Here is a 21,769-nt window from a genome sequence, read left to right as displayed (position 1 = left end):
CAAAACAAGAAAAATTTTAACTACATTGCTTGTTAAAAACAAAAAGAAAGTATATGATGAAAAGCGTGAATGAAACTCATGTGTGGACAGAAAGGATGAACAATATGACGGTGGATATTGATCAATTAGCAGTAAGTACAATTCGTACACTATCAATTGATAGCATTGAAAAAGCAAATTCAGGGCATCCGGGGCTACCAATGGGAGCTGCTCCTATGGCTTATACTTTATTTGGAAAAGTGATGAATCACAATCCTAGTAATCCAGAGTGGTTTAATCGTGACCGTTTTGTATTATCAGCTGGGCATGGTTCAGCGTTACTATACAGTCTTTTACATTTAACAGGTTATGACCTTTCAATGGAAGAATTAAAAAACTTCCGTCAGTGGGGAAGTAAGACACCTGGTCACCCGGAGTTTGGTCATACTCCAGGTGTAGATGCAACAACAGGCCCACTTGGACAAGGCGTTGCTATGGCAGTAGGTATGGCAATGGTAGAACGTCATATGGCTGCAATATATAACCGAGAAAATTATAATCTTGTAGATCATTATACATATAGTATTTGCGGTGACGGTGACCTTATGGAAGGTGTATCTGCTGAAGCAGCATCACTTGCTGGACATTTAAAGCTTGGTCGATTAATTGTCCTTTATGATTCAAATGATATTTCACTTGATGGTGATTTAAATTTATCATTCTCAGAGAGTGTAGAAGATCGCTATAAAGCTTATGGCTGGCAAGTCATTCGTGTTGAAGATGGAAATGACTTAGCAGCAATCGAAAAAGCAATTACTGAAGCAAAAGCTGATGAAAGCCGTCCGACACTTATTGAAGTGAAAACTGTGATTGGATACGGATCCCCGAACAAATCCGGTAAATCAGCATCACATGGTGCGCCATTAGGTTTAGATGAAGTAAAACTGACAAAAGAAGCTTATAAATGGACGTTTGAAGAAGACTTTCATGTTCCTGCGGAGGTAGCTGAACATTTTGCTACTCTAAAGGAGGCAAGTGCTAGTAAAGAACAGCAATGGAATGATTTATTTGCTGATTATGAGAAAGCACACCCTGAACTTGCAAAGCAACTACGATCAGCGATAAATAACGAGCTTCCTGCTGGATGGGATGCAAATGTCCCAGTTTACGAAGCTGGCAAAGATAATGTAGCGACACGCTCTTCTTCAGGAGAAGCAATCAATGCTTTTGCGAAGACTGTTCCGCAATTATTCGGAGGTTCTGCCGATTTAGCTTCATCAAACAAGACGTTAATCAAGGATGAAGCAAACTATAATGCTGAAGATTATAGTGGCCGTAATGTGTGGTTCGGTGTCCGTGAGTTTGCAATGGGAGCTGCACTAAACGGGATGGCACTTCATGGTGGGGTAAAAGCATTCGGTGCAACATTCTTTGTATTCTCTGATTATTTACGTCCGGCTATTCGTTTGGCTGCATTAATGAAGCTGCCAGTAACGTATGTATTTACTCATGATAGTATTGCAGTCGGTGAGGATGGTCCAACACATGAACCAGTTGAACAATTGCAGTCACTGCGTGCAATGCCTGGTCTTTCTGTTATCCGCCCTGGTGACAGTAATGAAACTATAGCTGCTTGGAAGGTAGCGTTAGAAAGTAAAGATGAACCGACAGCATTAGTATTAACGCGTCAAAATTTAATGACACTTGAAGGGACTGCACAGCATGCTTATGAAGGTGTAAAAAAAGGTGCCTATGTTGTATCTAAAGCAAAAGGTGAAGCAGTTGCACTTTTATTAGCGACTGGATCTGAAGTACCTTTAGCGGTGGAAGCACAACAAGCTCTTGAAAAAGAAGGCATTTATGCTTCAGTTGTAAGTATGCCAAGCTGGGACCGTTTTGAGAAACAAAGTGCTGAATATAAGGAAAGCGTGATTCCAAAGGCTGTAAAAGCACGACTAGGTATTGAAATGGGTTCATCTTTAGGCTGGCATAAGTATGTAGGAGATCAAGGTGATATATTAGCCATAGATGAATTTGGTGCGTCTGCTCCTGGAGAACTTTTAATTGAGAAATATGGATTTACTGTTGAAAATATAGTATCAAAAGTAAAAGCAATGCTTTAAAGGGAAACTTCCATCAGTGGTGCCCGTTAAGGTGGAATAAATTCCAAAAACCTTTGTCTTCATTGGAGACAAAGGTTTTTTTATTGATTCGACAAAACTAGTGCATCTTCCCTCCAATAACAGACAAGCATTTTTTTGCTTGTATACTATACTAACAAGAAAGAATCTTAAACTTGGGGGAACGGCTATGAGGAAATATCAAATATTTTTAATGGAAAAAGAAATTGCCCATCATTATTTTGGTAAAGAATCAAAACTGTTTCATTTGTTTTTAGAAAGTCAAACCGTTTCTGGAGAACAATTGGCGTTGGTAAAAAAACAAATTGATTATATTATTCGCCCCATACCTACGATTTTAGTTCATCAAGTTGTGGATGAAACGTTACGTTACAGTACTCATTACAGCTTTTACCTGCACTCTCATTATATTGATAAAAAGCAGAGTAAAGCTAAATTAACCGTTTTTGATACAAATGTCGTTCTAACAGCAGAAGGAACGTATGAGGCAGAGACAATGTTCTTTGAATCTTTACGTAAAATTGACCCTCGTTTTTTAGCAATGGACTTTGAAAACTTTAAATTCGGATGGTTAAATCCGATAAAACAAGCAGAATTAATTTGACCGGATTTTAAAAAAGAAGTAGTGCTTTCAAATTATTTGCACTTGCTCATTGTTATCAAGGAACCATATACCAAAACAAAATTTGATAAATTTCCCTCTCTATTTTAAAGAAAGACTTTTAAAGAATAAGTGTTTGCGTTATAATAAGTTAGGTTCGTTTAATTGTAAATTTTGAACGGAGTAACAGTCATGTTAAACTAGTTTTAACAACATGAAGGAGGAAAAAGAATTATGTTTTGGTATATTCTTGTGGGCGTGCTATCTTTATTAGCTGGTGCTGCGATCGGATTCTTCATTGCCCGCAAAACGATGATGTCTTATTTAAAGAAAAATCCCCCAATTAATGAAAAAATGCTTCGAGTGATGATGATGCAAATGGGGATGAACCCTTCGCAAAAGAAAATCAATCAAATGATGAAAGCAATGAATAATCAAATGAAGTAATATGTTAGACAAGCACTCCGTTATTGGGGTGTTTTTTATATTGTATTTCCCTGTAAGAATGACATTGTAATTGAAATTCGTTACACTATGGTAATATGTACCAACAAATGTACGATGAAAGAGGAAAAATATGAAAATATTTATTGACTTATTATGGTATTTTAAACAAGAAAAGTTGAGGTATGGTACAGGGATTATTATTCTTGCTTTTGTATCATTGTTCTCATTACTTCCCCCCTATATTGTTGGTGTAATCGTTGATCATATTGAACAGAGAACCATTACAACTTCCATTGTTTACAAGTGGATTAGTATTTTATTTCTCGTAGCTGTGACCGTATATGTTTTGCGGTATTTATGGCGAATTATGATTTTTGGTGCCTCAATTCGACTCGCAAGGCTGCTTCGTAATCGCCTTTATGATCACTTTACAAAAATGTCAGCTAACTTTTATCAACGCCGTCGGATTGGCGATCTAATGGCTCATTCAACGAATGATATACGGGCTATCGAGCAAACTGCAGGATTTGGCGTCTTAACCCTTGTCGATTCCATCACGATGGGGAGCTTTGTTGTTATTACAATGGCAGTGACGATAAGTTGGAAGCTCACACTTATTGCGTTAATTCCAATGCCTTTGATGGCGTTAGCAACGAGTTATTATGGATCCTTGCTACATAAACGTTTTTCACAAGCCCAAGCTTCATTTTCTAACTTAAATGATAAAGTACATGAAAGCATGTCTGGTATTCGAGTGACAAAAGCCTTTGGTTATGAAAATGAAGAAGTGGAGTCATTTCGTCAACAATCAGAAGATGTTGTTCAAAAAAATATTGCAGTTGCAAAAATCGATGCGTTATTTGATCCAACGATTTCGCTAATTGTAGGATTTTCATTTTTCTTAAGCATTTTCTTTGGAGCAAAATTTGTTATTGCTGAAGAATTATCAATTGGACAATTAACGTCCTTCACAATTTATTTAGGCATGTTGATTTGGCCACTTCTTGCATTTGGGTGGTTATTTAATATCGTAGAACGTGGTCGCGCCTCGTATAATCGTGTTTCAACTTTATTAGCTGAAAAACAAGATATTAAAGATGATTTTGATACAGTGGAAGAGCTGCCTAACGGTGATGTTTCCTATCAAATACGTTCATTTTCATATGAGGGAAGTAGAGAGCCGTCTTTAAGAAACATCGAATTTTCTTTAAAACAAGGGTCAACGCTCGGGATTGTCGGTAAGACTGGAAGTGGGAAAACAACGTTAGTTAAATTACTTTTGAGAGAGCATGATATTGATGAAGGTAAGATTTTAATTGGAGATATCTCAATCAACAAATTTCCACTTGATAAATTGAGAAGTAAAATTGGTTATATTCCGCAAGACCATTTTCTTTTTTCGGCAACAATTGCTGATAACATCGCATTTGCAAAACAAGATGCTACCTTTAATGATATAAAAGAGGCTGCAGAATTAGCTGCAATTCATAAAGATATTCTGCGATTCCCTCAAGGGTATGAAACAATTGTCGGGGAGAGAGGAGTTACTTTATCGGGTGGCCAAAAACAAAGGATATCTATAGCTCGAGCGCTTATCATTGATCCTGACATCCTTATTTTTGATGACTCTTTATCAGCTGTTGATGCTAAAACAGAGGAACAAATTTTAAGATCATTAAAAGAGAATCGAAAAGGGAAGACAACGATAATTACGGCCCATAGACTTAGCTCCGTAAAGGAAGCTGACCTTATTCTTGTACTTGAACAAGGGGAGATTATCGAACGGGGTAACCATGATGAACTACTATTATTAAATGGCTGGTATAAAAGCATGTATGACAAACAACAGCTACAGTCCTTAATTGAGGAAGGGAGTAATCGTCATGGAGAAAACTAAGGTTGACACGCCTGAACATTCTTTTAATCAAAAAGAGATTTTCATTCGTTTATTAACGTAAACAAAGCCTCATCTTAACATTATGCTTTTCGCATTTGTTTTACTTTTAATTGCTACTGGTGCACAAATTCTCGGGCCGATTCTTATTAAAGTATTTATTGATGACTATTTAGTTCCCCGGGTTTTTGATTCACGTGTGCTAACGTTTCTAGCAGTTGCATATTTAGGACTTCATTTTCTATCGGTCATTGTTCGATATGTGCAACTGTATTTGTTTCAAAAATCGGCTTTAAAAATTATTCAACAGATCCGAATTGACGTGTTTTCAAAAGTAGAAAAGCTGGGAGTATCTTTCTTTGATAAAACACCAACTGGAACCTTAGTATCTAGGATTACAAACGATACTGAGCATATAAAGGAGCTTTATGTTAGTGTTTTGGCTACCTTTGTTCAACATGTTTTCTTTCTTATTGGGATCTTTATTGCCATGTTTTACTTAAATAGTCAGTTGGCATTGTTTTGCCTGCTCATCTTACCGCTTATTTTATTGTTAATTAAAGTATATCGTCATTTCAGTTCACGTTATTATGCACAAATGGCCGAAAAATTAGGGCAATTAAATGCTAAAATTAATGAATCATTGCAAGGAATGACGATTATCCAAGCATTTCGTCAGGAACAAAGATTACGTAAAGAGTTTGCTGCTATTAATGATGAACATCAACGGGCTTGGTTTAAAAATATTAAGCTTGATGGATTATTACTACGACCAGCAGTTGATTTTATAGCGGTTATGGCACTAATGCTCGTCCTAAGTTATTTTGGTCTCGATGCAATAAAGAGTCCAATTGAAATTGGCGTTCTTTATGCTTTCATTAATTATCTTGATCGCTTTTTTGAACCGGTAAACCAGATTATGCAACGCTTGTCCATCTTTCAACAAGCAATTATTGCAGCCGGACGCGTATTTCATTTAATTGACGAGCATGAACGAGCACCTGAAGGAACCGAAGGACACAGGCCAATGATTCAAAAAGGTGAAGTGGAATTCCGAAATGTAAGTTTTTCTTATGACGGTAAGCATGATGTATTAAGGAACATTTCATTTAAAGCCGGTGAAGGTGAAACGATCGCTTTAGTAGGACATACGGGTAGTGGTAAAAGTTCAATCATAAATTTATTAATGCGCTTTTACCAAACGGTTCGTGGTGAAATATTAATCGATGGAGTACCGTTACAACATTATCAAAATAAGGAATTACGAAGAAAACTTGGACTCGTATTACAGGACTCTTTTTTGTTTACAGGTGATATTAAACATAATATTCGTTTATATAACCAAACGATAAAAGATAAGGATATTGTTGCTGCTGCAAAATTTGTTCATGCTCATTCCTTTATTGAAAAACTTCCTGGCGGGTACGAGTATGAAGTGGGAGAAAGAGGATCAACATTTTCTAGTGGTCAAAGGCAGCTTTTATCATTTGCAAGAACAATGGCTGCAAACCCTAAAATTCTTGTACTTGATGAAGCAACTGCAAGTGTGGATACAGAGACGGAAGAGGCTATTCAACTGGCACTTCAAGAGATGAGAAAAGGCCGAACAACAATTGCTATCGCCCATCGTTTATCGACAATTAAAGATGCTAATCTGATTCTTGTTCTTCATCAAGGCGAAATTGTTGAAAGAGGCACTCATGAGGAATTATTACAGAAGAAAGGTCTTTACTATAAAATGTATGAGTTACAGCAGGGCATTGTTTCACAGTCAGTTAATAAGTAAGCACAGATAGGTTGATGAATACATGAAAAAAAACCCTCTTATGACAAGAGGGTTTTTATGTAAGATAATGAGATTATATCGATCTAAATTAGCAGCTTGAACTTTCCTTTTTGTCTGATCTTATTGTTAAATCATAATACAAATTGAGTAAATGGTCTAATTCTTGACTTTGTTTTATCGCAGCATTAGATTTGAAACCACAGTTAAGCGCAATTTGAATCATACTACTTCGTTTTTCTTCAATAGATGTTAGTAATTCTTGTTTGGAAATCGACATATTAGTCTCCTTTTTATTTGGATTCCAATAAAGTGTATTCATTTTTTTCTTTGTGCGATCAGAATGAATATCAATTATAAAGTCTTGTATTTTTACTCTTTAAAATTATACAAAAATTTTTATGTAAGTACAACCATTTATTAGGAAAGAATCATTATTAAATAAAAAGTAACTTATTTTTAAAATCTAATAAATTAGATGACTAACAGTTGACAATATACTTAGCCGGGGTATAGTATAATTAATGTGAGGTGTTGTTAATGAAGGATGATCAATTAAATATTGAACTTAATATTGAGAAGAAACCGGTGAATCAAAGAGCAGCAGATGAAAAGATGAACTTAATAAATCGTTTAAAACGGATAGAAGGACAAGTACGTGGAATTCAAAAAATGATTGAAGATGATCGTTATTGTGTTGATACACTCGTACAGCTTTCTGCAGTAAATGCTGCACTAAGAAAAGTAGCTTTTTCATTATTAGAAGATCATACTCGCGGTTGTGTAACGGGTGCGATTAAGTCAGGACATGAAGATGAAGCAATTAAAGAATTAATGAAGGTAATTCAGCAGTTTTCGAAATGATAAATCGATCTCACTCAATACCTTACATTTATATAGGTGGGTGATAAGGATATGGAAAATAACAAACAACTGTTTCTTGGTATTGAGGGTATGACATGTGCCTCTTGTTCAGCAAGGATTGAGAAAGTTCTGAATCGTCTTGACGGTGTTGAGGCCTCTGTAAATCTTGCGATGGAAAAAGCGACTGTTATATTAACAAATTCAAATGTTACAATTCAAGACATTGAAGATAAAATTGAAAAGCTCGGTTTTACAGTGAAACAGCAAAAATTCGAACTGGATATAATGGGAATGACGTGTGCCTCATGCTCTGCACGCATTGAGAAGGTTGTAGGAAAATTACGTGGTGTAAAATCTGTGCATGTAAACCTTGCGTTAGAGAGAGCTACAATTACGAGTGTTGAGGGTACGGTTACAGAAGAAGAGATCATCAAACGAATTGAAAATTTAGGATTTAAAGCAAAACATCATCAGAATGAACAGGAAAGTAGTCGGAAAAAGAAGGGCACTGAAATAATACGCCAGAAACGGATGTTTACAATTGCCTTACTTTTTTCAATTCCTCTTTTTGTAACGATGATTGATCATTTTTATCCAGAAAGGATGTTATTACCTCATTGGCTTATGAATGGCTATGTTCAATGGGCACTTGCAACACCAGTTCAGTTTTATGCAGGTTTCCAATTTTATCGTGGTGCCTATAAGTCGTTAAAAGGTGGTAGTGCGAATATGGATGTTCTTGTTGCAATGGGAACATCAGCAGCCTATTTTTATTCAGTATGGTTAATCATGCAAGGAGAAACCTACCTCTTTTTTGAAACAAGTGCTGTAATTATAACATTAATACTTCTAGGAAAGCTGTTGGAGGCACGTGCGAAAGGAAGTACATCTGAAGCGATCAAGAAACTCCTTGGGTTACAAGCAAAACGAGCAGTTGTGGTTAGAAATGGAGCCGAACAGGAAATTACTATTGAAGATGTAGTTATAAACGATATAGTCGTTGTGCGCCCCGGGGAAAAAATTCCGGTGGACGGTGTCATTACAGAGGGATATTCAACGATTGATGAATCAATGTTGACTGGAGAAAGTATCCCAGTCGATAAAAAAGTAGATGATGAAGTGATTGGGGCTACGATAAACAAGCATGGTTCATTTATGTTTCGAGCAACGAAAGTTGGAAAAGAAACAACGTTAGCACAGATCGTTAAAGTTGTTGAGGAAGCACAAGGATCTAAAGCTCCAATTCAACGGTTAGTTGATGTGATATCAGGCTATTTTGTACCGGTTGCAGTTCTAATTGCATTCCTTTCATTTATAACATGGTATTTTTTCCTGGGGGCTAGTTTTCAAGATGCTTTAATTAATTTTACTGCTGTTCTTGTCATAGCTTGTCCATGTGCATTAGGTTTGGCAACTCCAACTTCAATTATGGTAGGTACAGGAAAAGGAGCGGAAAATGGTATTTTATATAAAGGTGGCGAGCACCTTGAACGAGCTCATAAAGCGGATACCATCGTTTTGGATAAAACGGGAACAATAACAAAAGGGGAGCCAGAATTAACGAATGTCAGTGCCTTTTCTTCATCTTCTTTTACAGAGGATGAATTACTAAAAATAGTGGCTTCAGTTGAGAAGAATTCTGAGCACCCATTAGGGCAAGCGATTGTAACTCATGCAAAAAATAAGGGAATCGCTCTTGAAGTAGCAAGTCAATTTGAAGCCATTCCTGGCAGAGGTTTAAAAGCAATCATAAATCAAAAGCCAGTGTTTGTTGGAACGAGGAGACTTTTATCTGAAAACAATATTTCTTTTTCAGAGCATGAAAAGACAATGTTACAATTAGAAGCGGAGGGAAAAACAGCGATTTTAATTGCTGTAGACTATACATCAGTAGGTATTATTGCCTTAGCTGATCAAGTAAAGGATACGTCAAAGGAAGCTGTCGAGCGATTACAAAAAATGGGATTAAGTGTCATCATGATGACGGGTGATAATGAGCGCACGGCGAATGCAATTGCCAAACAGGTAGGTATTCATGACGTATTTTCAGAAGTGTTACCCGAGGATAAAGCAAATAAAGTGAAAGAACTAAAGGAACTCGGGAAAAAAGTGATTATGGTTGGTGATGGGATAAATGATGCACCTGCATTAGCTGTGGCTGATATCGGTATGGCTATTGGTACAGGAAGTGATGTTGCCATTGAGGCTGCAGATATTACGTTAATGCGCGGTGATCTGCGCTCGATCCCTGAAGCAATTCTGTTAAGCCGTCTTACAATGCGTAATATAAAACAAAACTTATTTTGGGCATTTATTTATAACTCCATCGGTCTTCCGATTGCAGCTGCTGGCTTATTAGCACCGTGGATAGCTGGTGCAGCAATGGCTTTTAGTTCAGTATCAGTAGTTAGTAATTCACTTCGCTTAAAAAGAGTGAAACTTAAGTAAATGTAAAATGTAAAATTAAGTAAGCTTTTCGAGAAGACTTTTAAAAGCTTCTTTGATCAACTTTCACTAATTTTACATTTTACATTATTAATTTTAAATTATAAAGAAGGAGTGTTTTGTATGGAGAAAGTAACAATTGGTGTAGATGGAATGAGCTGCGGTCATTGTAAAGCAGCAGTTGAAGGTGCACTGTCAAGTCTAGAAGGAGTAACGAGTGCAATGGTTAGTCTATCTGAAAAAAACGTGGTTGTTGAATACGATCCAAGTAAAGTGACGTTAGAAGGACTAAAAGAAGAAATAGAAAATAATGGCTATGATGTAATGTAGTATAAATTGAGAAAAAATAGTGGACTTAGTTTCCGCTATTTTTTTTATTATATGTGATGTACATTAGAAGTAGATCATATTATAACTAGTAAACTAGTTTTCTTAATAAATTCTAGTAAACACTGAACCATTACATAAGGATATGATATAATTAGAATGCTTTTTAAAGTGTTTTTATACTAAATAAGGTTTTTATTCATCTTGAAAGGAGGGAACAGTAGTGGCTATAATTAGTTCAATACTAGCAATTTGTATGGCGATTTTTGCAATTATTATTCGTATTCGAGCAACAAAAAGGCCAGCCTCCGTTAAAAAGATTATTTTACCGCCATTATTTATGTCTACAGGTTTTTTTATGTTTGTCTATGAACCAGCTAGGATATCTTATTTACAAGCATTAGAGGCGTTAGCTGTTGGTATCATTTTTTCGATTTTATTAATTAAGACTTCTAAATTTGAAATTAAGCACAATGAAATTTATTTAAAGCAATCCAAGATGTTTATTTTTGTCTTGTTTGGCTTACTTGTTTTGCGAATCATTATAAAACTTATAATTGGGGTTAACATCGAAATATTTGAATTAGCAGGCATGTTTTTTGTACTTGCTTATGGCATGATTATTCCATGGAGGGTAGCAATGCTGATGTCTTATAAAAAGCTTGAAAAACAAGTAAAAAAAGTGACTCCAAAACGAATTTTGCCTATTCAGCAATAAAAAGAACATCCTTCAGATTCTGAAAGATGTTCTTTTTACTTGAAGATTAGAAGGATTCACAGATATCTAGTTCGAGCGTGCCTGGCTGCCCGAGCTTTTTTATTATGAATTTAAAATATTTTCATATTGGCCTAAGTCGATTTGTTTCTCTTTTAGTTTTTTTACAAGGAATTTGTGGTCACGCTTTGGTGTAGCAAGGATATAACCTCGTATGACAAGTTCCTCCGTAATTTGCTTTGCATTTTCTTCCAGTGCAAGCTCACCAATCTTACCAGCAATTTTTTCGCGGGCTACATCCCGAAAAAGCTGTGGAACCGGCTGAACTAATTCTTCTAACAGAACTTTCTCTTCGTCTTTCCATAAGTGTCTTGATTGTTGTATGTAATGGTCTTGCCAATCTAAATCTGATTTACCATCTTCTTTTGGCAGTCGTTTTAAGAATTTACGGAACATAAAATAACCACCAATGGACAACATGACCAATAGAAAGACAGACCAGAGTACAATAAACCATATAAACCAGTCAGACATTTGCTCACCTCGATACATTACATCATATTTCAACCTTAAGTGTACCATAAGCAAAATAAAATAGGTACTTTCAACATTCCTAAATGAGCCAAAAATCAACAAAACCTTAACAGTGTTCCCTATACGCAAAATTTTACCGGTTATGTTTAGCGCAAAGAACAAACAAACTACTATGGAGAGACATACTTCTCACATTGCTACTGGAGGGGATGTTGTGGTACAAACTCAAAAGGGGATAAAAAGAGGAAACCACTACACAAAAGTGAAAAATCCTGCAAAGACGGGAAAAGTTAATGAGACAATCACTAAAGAAGAACAAAATCCGATAACAAAAGGGGTCTTTCTTTTATAGGTAAATAAAGGGGGAGTAAGAATGGCAAATACATTAGACCAAATGGCTTCAATGTTTGGCATGAAAAGAAAAAGTATGTGGCAAAATATGATGGTAGGATTCATGGATAAACGAAATGATACAGGACGAAATGTGATGTATTCGTTGCTTGCAGTTGGTATAGGTTCTGCCGCTTATGGTTTATTACGAAATCGTACAAATAGGATGAACCCGCAACTCCAACCGGCATTACAGCCGATTGTGAATCGCTTTACCCATAAAGAAATGATTCCCAATTCAGCTCCATTTGATTATGAACGATGATTGTTTTTTTTGTTAGTGTTACATGTCCACAATAAGGAGGAGAAATATGGCGATCATCTTAAGAATGTTGGCGAGTACGTTAGTTCCAAGTTTTCATCGTTTCATCAAACAAATACGATTAAATTTAATTTCCTTGTCTTACCTTCTTAGATGGAGATGATGAGAAAAAGGAAGAAGCTAGTTCCGGATCGATAATGGGACTAGCTTTTTTTGATATAAATTTTCTCAATTTCTTTAAAATTGTATTGGTCAGTTGTATATCACTTGATTTTATGTTATTCAATGTGATAGCCTATAATTTAATAATTATTGATATGTATTATTAGTTTAAAATGACACAAAATTGCCATATTTTATTAGCTGAAAATGTGATTTTTAATGGTATGAATGATATAATAAAGATTTTTTAGGCCAATATAAAACATAAATAAATCGAGCGACTAAAAAAGATGTTGAGGGGGATATTTTTTAGATGAGTGAACTAACAGACTTACGCGGGGATGCTATGGCTGTATTAATGGCTACAAGTAGAACTTTCTTTATTCCTATTACTCGCTTATCGCCAGGACTACAAGAAGCTGTGTCTGCAGCCTATCTTTGCATGCGAGCAATTGACGAAATTGAGGATCACTCCCAACTACCATCAGATGTAAAAAGTAGTCTTTTGTATTCAGTTAGTAAGCTTTTGCAAAAAGACTTTACTCGTACTGATCTTACGACGCTGTTGCGTCCATATGAATCTGTTCTTCCAGAAGTATCTTTACGGCTTTATGATTGGGTTGAACTTTGTCCAAAAGAAACTGTTGAGAAAGTAAAGAAAGCCACATCAGTGATGGCAAAGGGAATGGCTGAATGGGTTGAAAAAAACTGGGATATTAGAACTGAAGATGATTTAAATGATTATACATATTATGTGGCTGGTTTAGTTGGTGTTATGCTATCTGATCTATGGGAGTGGTATGATGGTACGAAGACAGATAAGAATTTAGCAGTTGCTTTTGGACGTGGATTACAATCAGTTAATATTTTACGTAATCGTGAAGAGGACCAGGAAAGAGGCGTAAGTTTTTTCCCAGATGGCTGGGAACTAGAAGATATGTTTAAATATGCCAGAGCGAACCTGGCATTAGCTGATGCATATATTGAAGATATTAATAAGGGCCATATATATGAGTTTTGCAAAATTCCGTTAGCTCTTGCGCACGGTACTTTAAATACGCTAGAAAAAGGCAGGGAAAAGCTAACGAGAAATGATGTACTTGATATTGTTAGTCAAGTAGTCGATAAATAAATTGGAATATGCAAGAAACCATACGTAACGAGTGCGTATGGTTTCTTGCATTTAAAAGGTAATATTATGAAAGACTCAATGAAAAACTTTGTGGACGTTTTATGACATTCTATTTTTCGACAAGCAACAACAATGGATTTGGTTTACGTTATAAGAAAATACGGTTACATGCAGGAGTCGATCAGTTATTAGCGAAGTTATTATTACTAGATTCGACCATAAGAGGTGACGTTAACATGACAACAAGACAAAGTTCTACAAATATTCGATTTCTTTGGCCAATCGCATTAATGATTAGTTTACCGATATTCGGGTATGCGCTATTTGGAGGTGGGGGAATTTTCATTGGAGCAGCTTTTGCGATTATTGGTGTCATTCAATGGATGAAGAAAGATAAGCAAAAGAAAACAGATTCATAAGCATCGTTCTATCTAAGCTACTAAAAGAATGTTTGTTGAGAGAAATTAATTTATGAAAAGAACACTCAGAGCGAGTGTTCTTTGTAATGACTCTTTTGATCTAGTTTAATTCTTCACATTTACTGTGGTTGTTAACTTCAGCCTTCGATACATTAGCAAGCTGATTTAAAAATTCAATTTGAAAGCTCCCTGGTCCTTTGTCGTCAACCTTTTTTGCGGCAAGTTCAGCCGCAATACCATAATAAACAAGAGCTGCTACAGAGGATGTAAGGAGATCATCGGAAATTGCAGCAAAAGCACCGACAACTGAGGTTAATAAACATCCAGTTCCTGTTACTTTTGTTAACATTGGATGACCGTTATGAACTACGAATAACTTTTCACCATTTGTAATGACGTCAGCTTGACCAGTAAGTGCGATGACACATTTTAGTTCATTTGCAGCTTTTTTCGCTAGTGTAATAACATCACCAGACACTTCACCTGCATCTACGCCTTTAATTAGCCATTCCTCTCCAATCAGGTTTGCAATCTCGGCGGCATTTCCTCTGACAATGGCAACATCAACCTCCTCGAGGATACGCTTTGATGTTTCTGTGCGATATGGTGTTGCTCCGGCCCCCACTGGATCAAAAATAATAGGTACCTGATGTTTATTTGCCGATTTTCCGGCCACGATCATCGCCTCAACTTCTGTACTAGTTAATGTGCCGATATTTAAGACAAGTGCACCTGCAATCTTTGCCATGTCAGCAACTTCTTCTATAGCATAAGCCATTACCGGGGAAGCGCCTAGTGCATAAAGTCCATTAGCAACAAAATTAGTGACAACAACGTTCGTAATATTATGTACTAAAGGATTTTTATCGCGTACATTCTCTAAATAATGTTCTAGTTCAATCATCATTTCACATCCTATATAGTTTTCAATTATATAGTATAGCCAAAAATAAAAGAGAAAAAATAGATCAGCCCGTTTAAACAGAGAGCTGATCTTCATTTAAATTTTTTTAGGCTGATACTACATCAGAATCTGTAAATACCATCACTAATTCATCATTAGTTATTTCTAGTGTTAGGCTACAATCATTAAAAAACCATAAGTCAACTTGTTCAACATAAAAAGTCTTATTTCCAATTTCAAACTTCATACCACAATCTATCGGATTTTCAATAGAAATCCCGACACTATACCCATTGTACTTTTCACCTAATCCTCCATAACGAGGGAAGAGACGAATGCTTTTTTGATCACTAAATTGAAATTCTTTGGAAAACCAGTCAAATGCTTGTTGAGATACATGCAGCTTCATTGTTGTAACCCCTCCTCTACATATATTGTAGTAGAGGAGGGGTTGCATTTCTGTAATCTATCTCACACAAATACAAATTTTTCGAACTATGTAGTTAGTTTCTCTTTAATTTTTTTAATTCTTGTGAAAGATATTGAAACAATTCTTCGTCTTTATTATCTAATGCTTGATCGATTTGTGCTAATAGACGTCGCACCTTGTTCTTATCTAAAGAATCGGTTAACAAATGCTCAGCTTCTTTAGAAATTTTTTCATATGTTCGGTACCGCCTTACATTTTCTAAAGCTGGATTACCAACAATACTAAGATATTTTTGGTTCATCATTTTTCCAAAAAAATGAAGCATAAGATGAATTTTCTCCGTGGGGTTATACATCATATCTTTTACTGCTCGTGATACATCATCAGTCTTCTTATTATTCGTATAATATTCAAATCCTATTTGATCGGAGTTAAGGCTCGAGATGACGATTGTTTTTCTATCTCTTCTAAATTCATCCGTAAAAATAATATTTTCTAAAATATGACTGTTTGTAATCAAGTACTCTAGTAAGTATTTTGCATCACTTCTTTTTAAACGATGGTTATTTAAAAACCATTTCAGGAATGACTTTTTTTCTTTAATCCCTACCCAGTTGTTCATGATCACTCACCTAGATTTTCGACTTTTTCCTTCATTGTATAATATTTTCAAAGAAACTTTTGGTAGTTTGGATGATTATCTGACATACATTCGAAAGAGATGGCACTTTTAATTATTCAAATATGAATTTATTACGACCAGCTCCTAATCCAACAACAACTAATGCAATTGTTACTGAAAGTAAAACGAGTAGTCCTGGGGTCCAATGTAAAAAGTGATCAAAAAGATGACCGATAATGATAGGACCAATCGCAGCTAACAGATAACCAATAGATTGAGCCATTCCTGATAAATTGGCTGCCTCGATCCCATTTTTTGTTCGCAACCCAAAAAGTGTTAAAGCTAGACTGATTCCCGCTCCTTGAGCTAAGCCAATCAGAATGATAAATAATGTAATAAGAAGGGTATTTCCGCTAATAAGAAGCCCTGTAAATGCAGTGATATAAAAAATTCCAATCGCAATAACTATTCCTTTTTGATTGGAAAGACGACCAGCAATGATCGGAACAAAGAATGTTGCGGGTAGTCCCGCAAATTGCATTAAAGCAAGCATCCAGCCCCCAGTTGACACATCAAGACCACGACTCGACAAGATTGCAGGTAACCAAGCAATTAAACAGTAGAAAATAAATGATTGAAATCCCATGAATAAGGTTACTTGCCAGGCAATTGCCGAGCGCCAAATGGAACGTTTGACTGACTTCACAATAGGCAATTCTACTCTATGAAAGGATTTTTGCAATTGTGGTAGCCAAACAAGTAATGTTAGTGTAGCAAGAATTGCCCAAAAACTAAGTGATTTTTGCCAACCCAATCCCATATTGGTCGCTAAAGGTATACTAAATCCTGAAGCAAGAGCAGCCATAATCCCCATGGAAGTTGTGTACACTGCAGTTAAAATTCCTATTTTTAGAGGGAAACGTTGCTTAATAATCCCAGGTAACAGAACGTTAACGATGGCAATGGAAATTCCTAACAGTGCAGTACCGATAAATAGTGAGGAGATAAAACCTGCTGAACGAATAAAAATACCTACTGTCAAAATAATTAATGCAAGAAAAATGGTTGTTTCGTTTCCGAGCGATTTACCAATTTTCGGTGCAATAGGTGATACAATGGCAAAAGCAAGTAGTGGGAGAGTGGTAAGTAAACCAGCTGATGTATTAGAAATATGTAAATCAAGTGTAATGGAACCAATTAATGGTCCTACTGCAGTGATCGAAGGACGTAAATTAAAAGAAACGAAGATAATTCCTAATATAAAAAGTAATTTTCCAACAGAGAGCTCCTGCTGACTTTCACTTATTGATTCAAGTGGTTTCACTCTCAACCCTCCTTAAGAGTAATTTTCATTGGCAATAAAAATGTTAGTTGTTAAAATTATAACACAGGTATAGCATTTACATATAATACCAGAAAGGTAGTCTGCTTCTTTTATAATATATTCAGTGGAAAAAAGAAGAAGAAGGTAAAGCGTTGCGCGCTTTACCTTCTTTCAATATTTGCGAACGTCACGTCTCTACAGCCGCTTTTTGCTTAATTTTGGAATCGAAAAAGGTCCCCATAAATAATTTTGTCAGAGTACGAGAGTTCCAATAGTCCTTTTTCTTTTAGTGGTTCGCATTTTTTTATTGAAACTTCTAAACCAGTTTCATAGTTTAAGCACATGTCGTTTGTATAAATAAGATCCTTCGTAATAACTGTACCATCTCGTAATACAGCAAAGTCTTGACGACCTTTTGCAAATAAATCATTTCCAAACATAATGTGGTTTCCTTCAGGTATTCCTAATAAATTCAATAATGTCGGCATGACATCGATTTGTCCTGCAACTGTATCGAACGTTTTTCCCTCTAATCCAGGAATGTGAATGATAAGGGGAACACGTTTTAGTTTCACTGATTCAGATAGATCAATTTCTTTTCCGAGATATTTACTTAGTTCTTTATGATGTCCAGGGGCAATCCCATAATGGTCCCCATAAATAACAAACATTGTATTTTCATAGAGTCCTTGCTGTTTTAATTGGTTTATAAATACTCGTAATGCTTCATCCGTATAACGAACTGTAGGAAAGTATTGATTGACGACTGGACTTTCCGAATCATATTGGTCGATGTAGTGGTCTTCCTCGTCAAGATCATATGGAAAATGGTTCGTTAATGTAATAAAGGTACTGTAAAACGGTTGGGGGATGGAAGTTAAGTGGTTCACAGACTGTCTAAAAAACTCTATGTCTTTCATTCCCCAACCAACTGAGTTTTCTATGGAAATATCATAGTTGTCAAATGAGTAAAACTGATCATAGCCTAATACTGGATACATAATATCTCGATTATAAAATGTTTTGTCATTGGCATGGAAGACACTTGTTGAATAGCCATGGTTTCTTAACGTTTCAGGTAATGCCCGGTATTCATTTTCAAAATGAGTAAGAAATACAGCACCTCTTCCCAGCGGGTACAATGAGTTATTAATTATGAATTCTGCATCAGATGTTTTCCCTTGACCAGTCTGATAATAAAAATTTTCAAAGTAAAAGCTATTCTCGATTAGCTCATTTAAATATGGTGTGATTTCTTTACCATGTAATGTTTCGCCAATCACAAAGTTTTCAAGTGACTCAACAGAAATAACAACAACATTCATATCCTTTGCAATACCAAATAACTCCTCGTTTGCAGAGACGCGATGTTTAGCTAAGTGCTTATTGATTTTGGACCAATCAGTCTCATCTGAAAATGCAGTTTGTGTATTGATTTGGGTATGCAGGAGTGCATCATATATATAAAAGTTATAGACTCCCAGCGCCTTTACAAGTTGATCCCGATTAAAAGAATGCGCCTCATCTAATGATTTTACTTGTACAAATGCAATGAGAGTAAAAACCACCGGGATCATAATCGCTATTTTTGCCCCTTTTGAAGGACGAAATGTAAACTGTGAAACTGTGAAAAGGTCAATTTTTTTCAATGCAATATAAGCAATATATAAAACATCAATAAAATATAAAATGTCGTACCATTTAATCAAGGCCAAAACACTTGTGCTTAAATCTCCGGCATTAGAGCTCATAAGGAGCATCGGGAGTGTAATAAAGTCATTAAATTCTCGATAATAAACAACATTTGAATATAAAACAATCGATAATAGTAAACTCACAACCAAGAAATATTTTGGTTGAAAACTAGTCTTAAAAAGTAACCCAATTGAAAAGATAAGGATTAAGAACCCTAGTGGGTTAATCGCAAAAATTAATGTCTCAACAAAGGCTGGTATGTTAATTTGAAATGTAATGCTGGAAATAATGAATGTTTTTAGCCAAAGCAATACTATACAAAACAACAACATCCTATTGTTGTTAACAAAGGCATTCATAAAATGACATCCTCTCTACTTTGCAGGTGTTATCAACAATACAGTCATTATACAGGTAAAAGCAAAAGATTAAAATGATTATAACTTCAAAATAATTACCAATTATCACGATCACACTTTTTTAATGCGTTTTTCAAGTAAAACTAGGCATATTTTACATATTGATTGGTCAATATAAAAGGTAGTATTTTTATCTAAATTTTAAATAAACAAAGATTCTTGAGGGAAGGAAAAAGAATGCATGACCCGAAAAAGATAGAACAGTTGTATAAACAAATAAGTGAAATTAATGATGAAAAGTTGTCAATTTGGGTAGAGGTAGTTCTCTATACTTGGCAATGGTGGATCGGTGTAATACTTACAGTTTTACCATGGATCGCATGGATTCTATACAGGAGGAAGGATTGCACATTCCGTTTCCTTACAGTCGGTTTCTTTATTATGTTTATCTCAACGCTACTCGACGCCATTGGTGTTCAATTAGGATATTGGTATTATAAGCATGCTGTTCTTCCTTTCATTCCAGCTTTTGCACCTTGGGATACAACACTTTTACCTGTCGTAATTATGACCTTATTGCAAATAAAACCTACGGTTAGTCCATATGTAAAAGGACTGATATTTGCAGGATTAACTGCTTATGTAGGGGAGCCTTTCTTTAATTGGATTGATCTTTACGAGCCAACGGTATGGAAACATATTTACTCATTTCCGATCTATTTTATTCTCTATCTTATTTCCCATTGTATATATAATGCTGAATCATTTCATAAGTAACTTGAAAAGCCCCCGAACGTATATTCAGAGGCTTTTGAGAAGTTATTTACTTAGGGGAGCTGACTGTTCACCTGCTATGGCTCGATACATAAGAGTTGCAAATTGTGCTCGAGTTACCTTTTCATTTGGTCCAAACGTAGTTGGAGATAACCCTTCGACAATTCCATGTGTATGAAGGTTGTTAACAGCTTTTTCATACCAGATTCCACTTCGAATATCGGTAAAAGGATGATTTCCGTTTCTCGATTCAAATGAGTAAATTCGCTGTAACAGAACAGCCATTTGTGCTCTCGTAAGATGATCCTCCGGTCCAAATTCTGTTTCTGTTACGCCTGCAAATAGTCCTTCCTCAGCTACTGCTGCAATCGCTCCATAATAAGGATGACTTGTCGGTACATCACTGAAATTTGGATTTGGACGATTCCCCGTCGTTAAGTTCTCTGAACGTGCAAGCAGGGTTGCTGCCTGTGCTCTTGTAATTTGATCCTTAATACCAAAATTTCCATTTGGATATCCTTTAATGACATCCTTTGCACTTAAGAAATAAATGGCATCAGCAGCCCAATGACCTGCAGGAACGTCTTTAAATGCAGAAATTTCTGGTATAACTACTTGATTACTTTCTTTTAAGTAGCTGGAGGCTACATACCCAGTTGTGCCATTACTTCGTTTGACTGGATACCAGACAAAATGATTTTTACGGACAGGATTGGATTCATCATACGTATAATCTCCTGTTATGGTAATTACTTCTCCTTGTTGCATCTTACCTAGGCTATCACTGGAAGCTGTAGGCTTTTCTCGTAGATTAGGTTCTGAAATAGCTAGAACTTTGTCATTTGCTTTAAAAAGATGTGTTGTTTTTGTTAATGGCAAATCAGTATTAAACTGTTTGGTGACAAAATTGATTGGTGCCCTTACCTCAGGATCATAGTCAAAATCACTACTTTGGAATGGTATTCTTGTTAATGTAATCGCTGAACGATCTTTTATTATATCGTATACACCTTCTTGATAAGCTTCCTGATTTCTTTGACCGGTACTTTGAACGATAGGGCTGTTCATCGGCATAGTTCCGTTATATGCGAGAATCGCAAAGTACCAATGTTCAATGATATCACGATCATGATTATTAATTTTTGGCAGGTCGTTGCGTTTATACATTTGATCAAGGATTTTTACACCAGTTTCAATATTATAAACAATATCATTTTTTAACCGCTCTTTGTCAAATCCTTCATGTAATGTAATTTGCATCATTCCTATCCCGCCATCAAATGATTCAATCGCCTTTCCTGGTTCATCGAAGTGAAGCCAATCAGCGCTTTCTTTATGTGCGACGGCTTTCACAACCTCTGGAGGAATGTTGTAGGCAAGTGCTGTTTCTGTTAATAAGCAATTGGTAACTTGATAATGAGGATTTTTCCCTTGTATTGGTTCATAGCCGCATTTTCCGGCGATATCTTCAGATGCATGTCCTGTTGCTTGTCCGATAAGCGAAAATCCTAGTAAGCTAGCAGTGAATACTGATAGAAATTTAGATTTTAGATTCCGCTTCACCAT

The 21,769-nt window shown here is 35.8% G+C and carries 22 protein-coding genes; 14 read left to right on the top strand and 8 right to left on the bottom strand.

Annotation, left to right across the window (positions count from 1 at the left end):
* Positions 1 to 104: 104 nt before the first annotated feature.
* The 5 genes from tkt (at position 105) to ACJ2A9_RS07840 (ending at position 6,848) form a co-directional block, all read left to right on the top strand.
* Positions 105 to 2,102 (top strand): transketolase, encoded by a 1,998-nt coding sequence (gene tkt / locus ACJ2A9_RS07860; protein ID WP_441421086.1) that lies wholly within the window; start codon positions 105 to 107, stop codon positions 2,100 to 2,102.
* 187 nt (positions 2,103 to 2,289) lie between these two features.
* Positions 2,290 to 2,724: a sporulation inhibitor of replication protein SirA gene (gene sirA / locus ACJ2A9_RS07855; RefSeq protein ID WP_441421085.1), complete on the top strand. Its 435-nt coding sequence runs from the start codon at positions 2,290 to 2,292 to the stop codon at positions 2,722 to 2,724.
* Positions 2,725 to 2,955: 231 nt separating this feature from the next.
* Positions 2,956 to 3,168 (top strand): YneF family protein, encoded by a 213-nt coding sequence (locus ACJ2A9_RS07850; RefSeq protein ID WP_441421084.1) that lies wholly within the window; start codon positions 2,956 to 2,958, stop codon positions 3,166 to 3,168.
* Between the two features lie 130 nt (positions 3,169 to 3,298).
* Positions 3,299 to 5,065: an ABC transporter transmembrane domain-containing protein gene (locus tag ACJ2A9_RS07845; protein ID WP_441421083.1), complete on the top strand. Its 1,767-nt coding sequence runs from the start codon at positions 3,299 to 3,301 to the stop codon at positions 5,063 to 5,065.
* A gap of 82 nt (positions 5,066 to 5,147) precedes the next feature.
* On the top strand, positions 5,148 to 6,848 hold the full coding sequence (locus tag ACJ2A9_RS07840; protein ID WP_441421082.1) for an ABC transporter ATP-binding protein: 1,701 nt from the start codon (positions 5,148 to 5,150) through the stop codon (positions 6,846 to 6,848).
* A gap of 88 nt (positions 6,849 to 6,936) precedes the next feature.
* On the opposite strand, the gene ACJ2A9_RS07835 is transcribed toward ACJ2A9_RS07840, so the two are convergent.
* A complete protein-coding gene (locus ACJ2A9_RS07835) occupies positions 6,937 to 7,125 on the bottom strand; it encodes a Spo0E family sporulation regulatory protein-aspartic acid phosphatase (RefSeq protein ID WP_441421081.1) in 189 nt (62 codons plus the stop codon).
* Between the two features lie 260 nt (positions 7,126 to 7,385).
* Between ACJ2A9_RS07835 and ACJ2A9_RS07830 the strand changes: the two genes are divergently transcribed.
* From ACJ2A9_RS07830 to ACJ2A9_RS07815, 4 genes are all read left to right on the top strand, one after another.
* Positions 7,386 to 7,709, top strand: a complete 324-nt coding sequence (locus ACJ2A9_RS07830) for a metal-sensing transcriptional repressor (protein WP_441421080.1) — start codon at positions 7,386 to 7,388, stop codon at positions 7,707 to 7,709.
* A 51-nt stretch (positions 7,710 to 7,760) separates the two neighbouring features.
* Positions 7,761 to 10,157, top strand: a complete 2,397-nt coding sequence (locus ACJ2A9_RS07825; protein WP_441421079.1) for a heavy metal translocating P-type ATPase — start codon at positions 7,761 to 7,763, stop codon at positions 10,155 to 10,157.
* A gap of 120 nt (positions 10,158 to 10,277) precedes the next feature.
* Positions 10,278 to 10,484: a copper chaperone CopZ gene (gene copZ / locus ACJ2A9_RS07820; protein WP_441421078.1), complete on the top strand. Its 207-nt coding sequence runs from the start codon at positions 10,278 to 10,280 to the stop codon at positions 10,482 to 10,484.
* A gap of 220 nt (positions 10,485 to 10,704) precedes the next feature.
* Entirely contained in the window at positions 10,705 to 11,199 is a 495-nt protein-coding gene (locus tag ACJ2A9_RS07815; protein WP_441421077.1) for a CcdC family protein, read from the top strand.
* 102 nt (positions 11,200 to 11,301) lie between these two features.
* Here the strand turns inward: ACJ2A9_RS07815 and ACJ2A9_RS07810 are convergent, their stop codons facing one another.
* On the bottom strand, positions 11,302 to 11,730 hold the full coding sequence (locus ACJ2A9_RS07810; RefSeq protein ID WP_441421076.1) for a DUF2621 domain-containing protein: 429 nt from the start codon (positions 11,728 to 11,730) through the stop codon (positions 11,302 to 11,304).
* Between the two features lie 214 nt (positions 11,731 to 11,944).
* Between ACJ2A9_RS07810 and ACJ2A9_RS07805 the strand changes: the two genes are divergently transcribed.
* The 4 genes from ACJ2A9_RS07805 (at position 11,945) to ACJ2A9_RS07790 (ending at position 14,095) form a co-directional block, all read left to right on the top strand.
* Positions 11,945 to 12,082, top strand: coding sequence for a hypothetical protein (locus ACJ2A9_RS07805; protein WP_441421075.1), 138 nt, complete (start codon positions 11,945 to 11,947; stop codon positions 12,080 to 12,082).
* Between the two features lie 21 nt (positions 12,083 to 12,103).
* Positions 12,104 to 12,385, top strand: coding sequence for a hypothetical protein (locus ACJ2A9_RS07800; protein WP_441421074.1), 282 nt, complete (start codon positions 12,104 to 12,106; stop codon positions 12,383 to 12,385).
* Between the two features lie 472 nt (positions 12,386 to 12,857).
* The gene (locus ACJ2A9_RS07795) at positions 12,858 to 13,676 is read left to right on the top strand and encodes a squalene/phytoene synthase family protein (protein WP_441421073.1); all 819 of its coding nucleotides are present in this window, start codon (positions 12,858 to 12,860) and stop codon (positions 13,674 to 13,676) included.
* A gap of 101 nt (positions 13,677 to 13,777) precedes the next feature.
* On the top strand, positions 13,778 to 14,095 hold the full coding sequence (locus tag ACJ2A9_RS07790) for a hypothetical protein (RefSeq protein WP_441421072.1): 318 nt from the start codon (positions 13,778 to 13,780) through the stop codon (positions 14,093 to 14,095).
* Between the two features lie 100 nt (positions 14,096 to 14,195).
* On the opposite strand, the gene thiM is transcribed toward ACJ2A9_RS07790, so the two are convergent.
* From thiM to ACJ2A9_RS07765, 5 genes are all read right to left on the bottom strand, one after another.
* Complete coding sequence (gene thiM, locus ACJ2A9_RS07785; RefSeq protein WP_441421071.1) at positions 14,196 to 14,999, bottom strand: hydroxyethylthiazole kinase; 804 nt, start codon at positions 14,997 to 14,999, stop codon at positions 14,196 to 14,198.
* Between the two features lie 106 nt (positions 15,000 to 15,105).
* Positions 15,106 to 15,408, bottom strand: a complete 303-nt coding sequence (locus tag ACJ2A9_RS07780) for a HesB/YadR/YfhF family protein (protein ID WP_441421070.1) — start codon at positions 15,406 to 15,408, stop codon at positions 15,106 to 15,108.
* Positions 15,409 to 15,502: 94 nt separating this feature from the next.
* On the bottom strand, positions 15,503 to 16,051 hold the full coding sequence (locus tag ACJ2A9_RS07775) for a YpiB family protein (protein ID WP_441421069.1): 549 nt from the start codon (positions 16,049 to 16,051) through the stop codon (positions 15,503 to 15,505).
* A gap of 112 nt (positions 16,052 to 16,163) precedes the next feature.
* Positions 16,164 to 17,375 (bottom strand): CynX/NimT family MFS transporter, encoded by a 1,212-nt coding sequence (locus ACJ2A9_RS07770; RefSeq protein ID WP_441421068.1) that lies wholly within the window; start codon positions 17,373 to 17,375, stop codon positions 16,164 to 16,166.
* Between the two features lie 212 nt (positions 17,376 to 17,587).
* A complete protein-coding gene (locus ACJ2A9_RS07765; protein WP_441421067.1) occupies positions 17,588 to 19,429 on the bottom strand; it encodes an LTA synthase family protein in 1,842 nt (613 codons plus the stop codon).
* Positions 19,430 to 19,666: 237 nt separating this feature from the next.
* On the opposite strand from ACJ2A9_RS07765, the gene ACJ2A9_RS07760 reads away from it, so the two are divergent.
* Complete coding sequence (locus ACJ2A9_RS07760) at positions 19,667 to 20,206, top strand: CBO0543 family protein (RefSeq protein WP_441421066.1); 540 nt, start codon at positions 19,667 to 19,669, stop codon at positions 20,204 to 20,206.
* Positions 20,207 to 20,248: 42 nt separating this feature from the next.
* Here ACJ2A9_RS07760 and ACJ2A9_RS07755 read toward each other — a convergent pair whose 3' ends face one another.
* On the bottom strand, positions 20,249 to 21,766 hold the full coding sequence (locus ACJ2A9_RS07755) for an S-layer homology domain-containing protein (RefSeq protein WP_441421065.1): 1,518 nt from the start codon (positions 21,764 to 21,766) through the stop codon (positions 20,249 to 20,251).
* Positions 21,767 to 21,769 lie beyond the last annotated feature (3 nt).

It is taken from the genome of Anaerobacillus sp. MEB173 (assembly GCF_052119505.1).
Classification (GTDB): domain Bacteria; phylum Bacillota; class Bacilli; order Bacillales; family JBJMAU01; genus JBJMAU01.
Note: the sequence above shows the minus strand (reverse complement) of the source record. Positions and strands in the feature narration are given on the sequence as shown.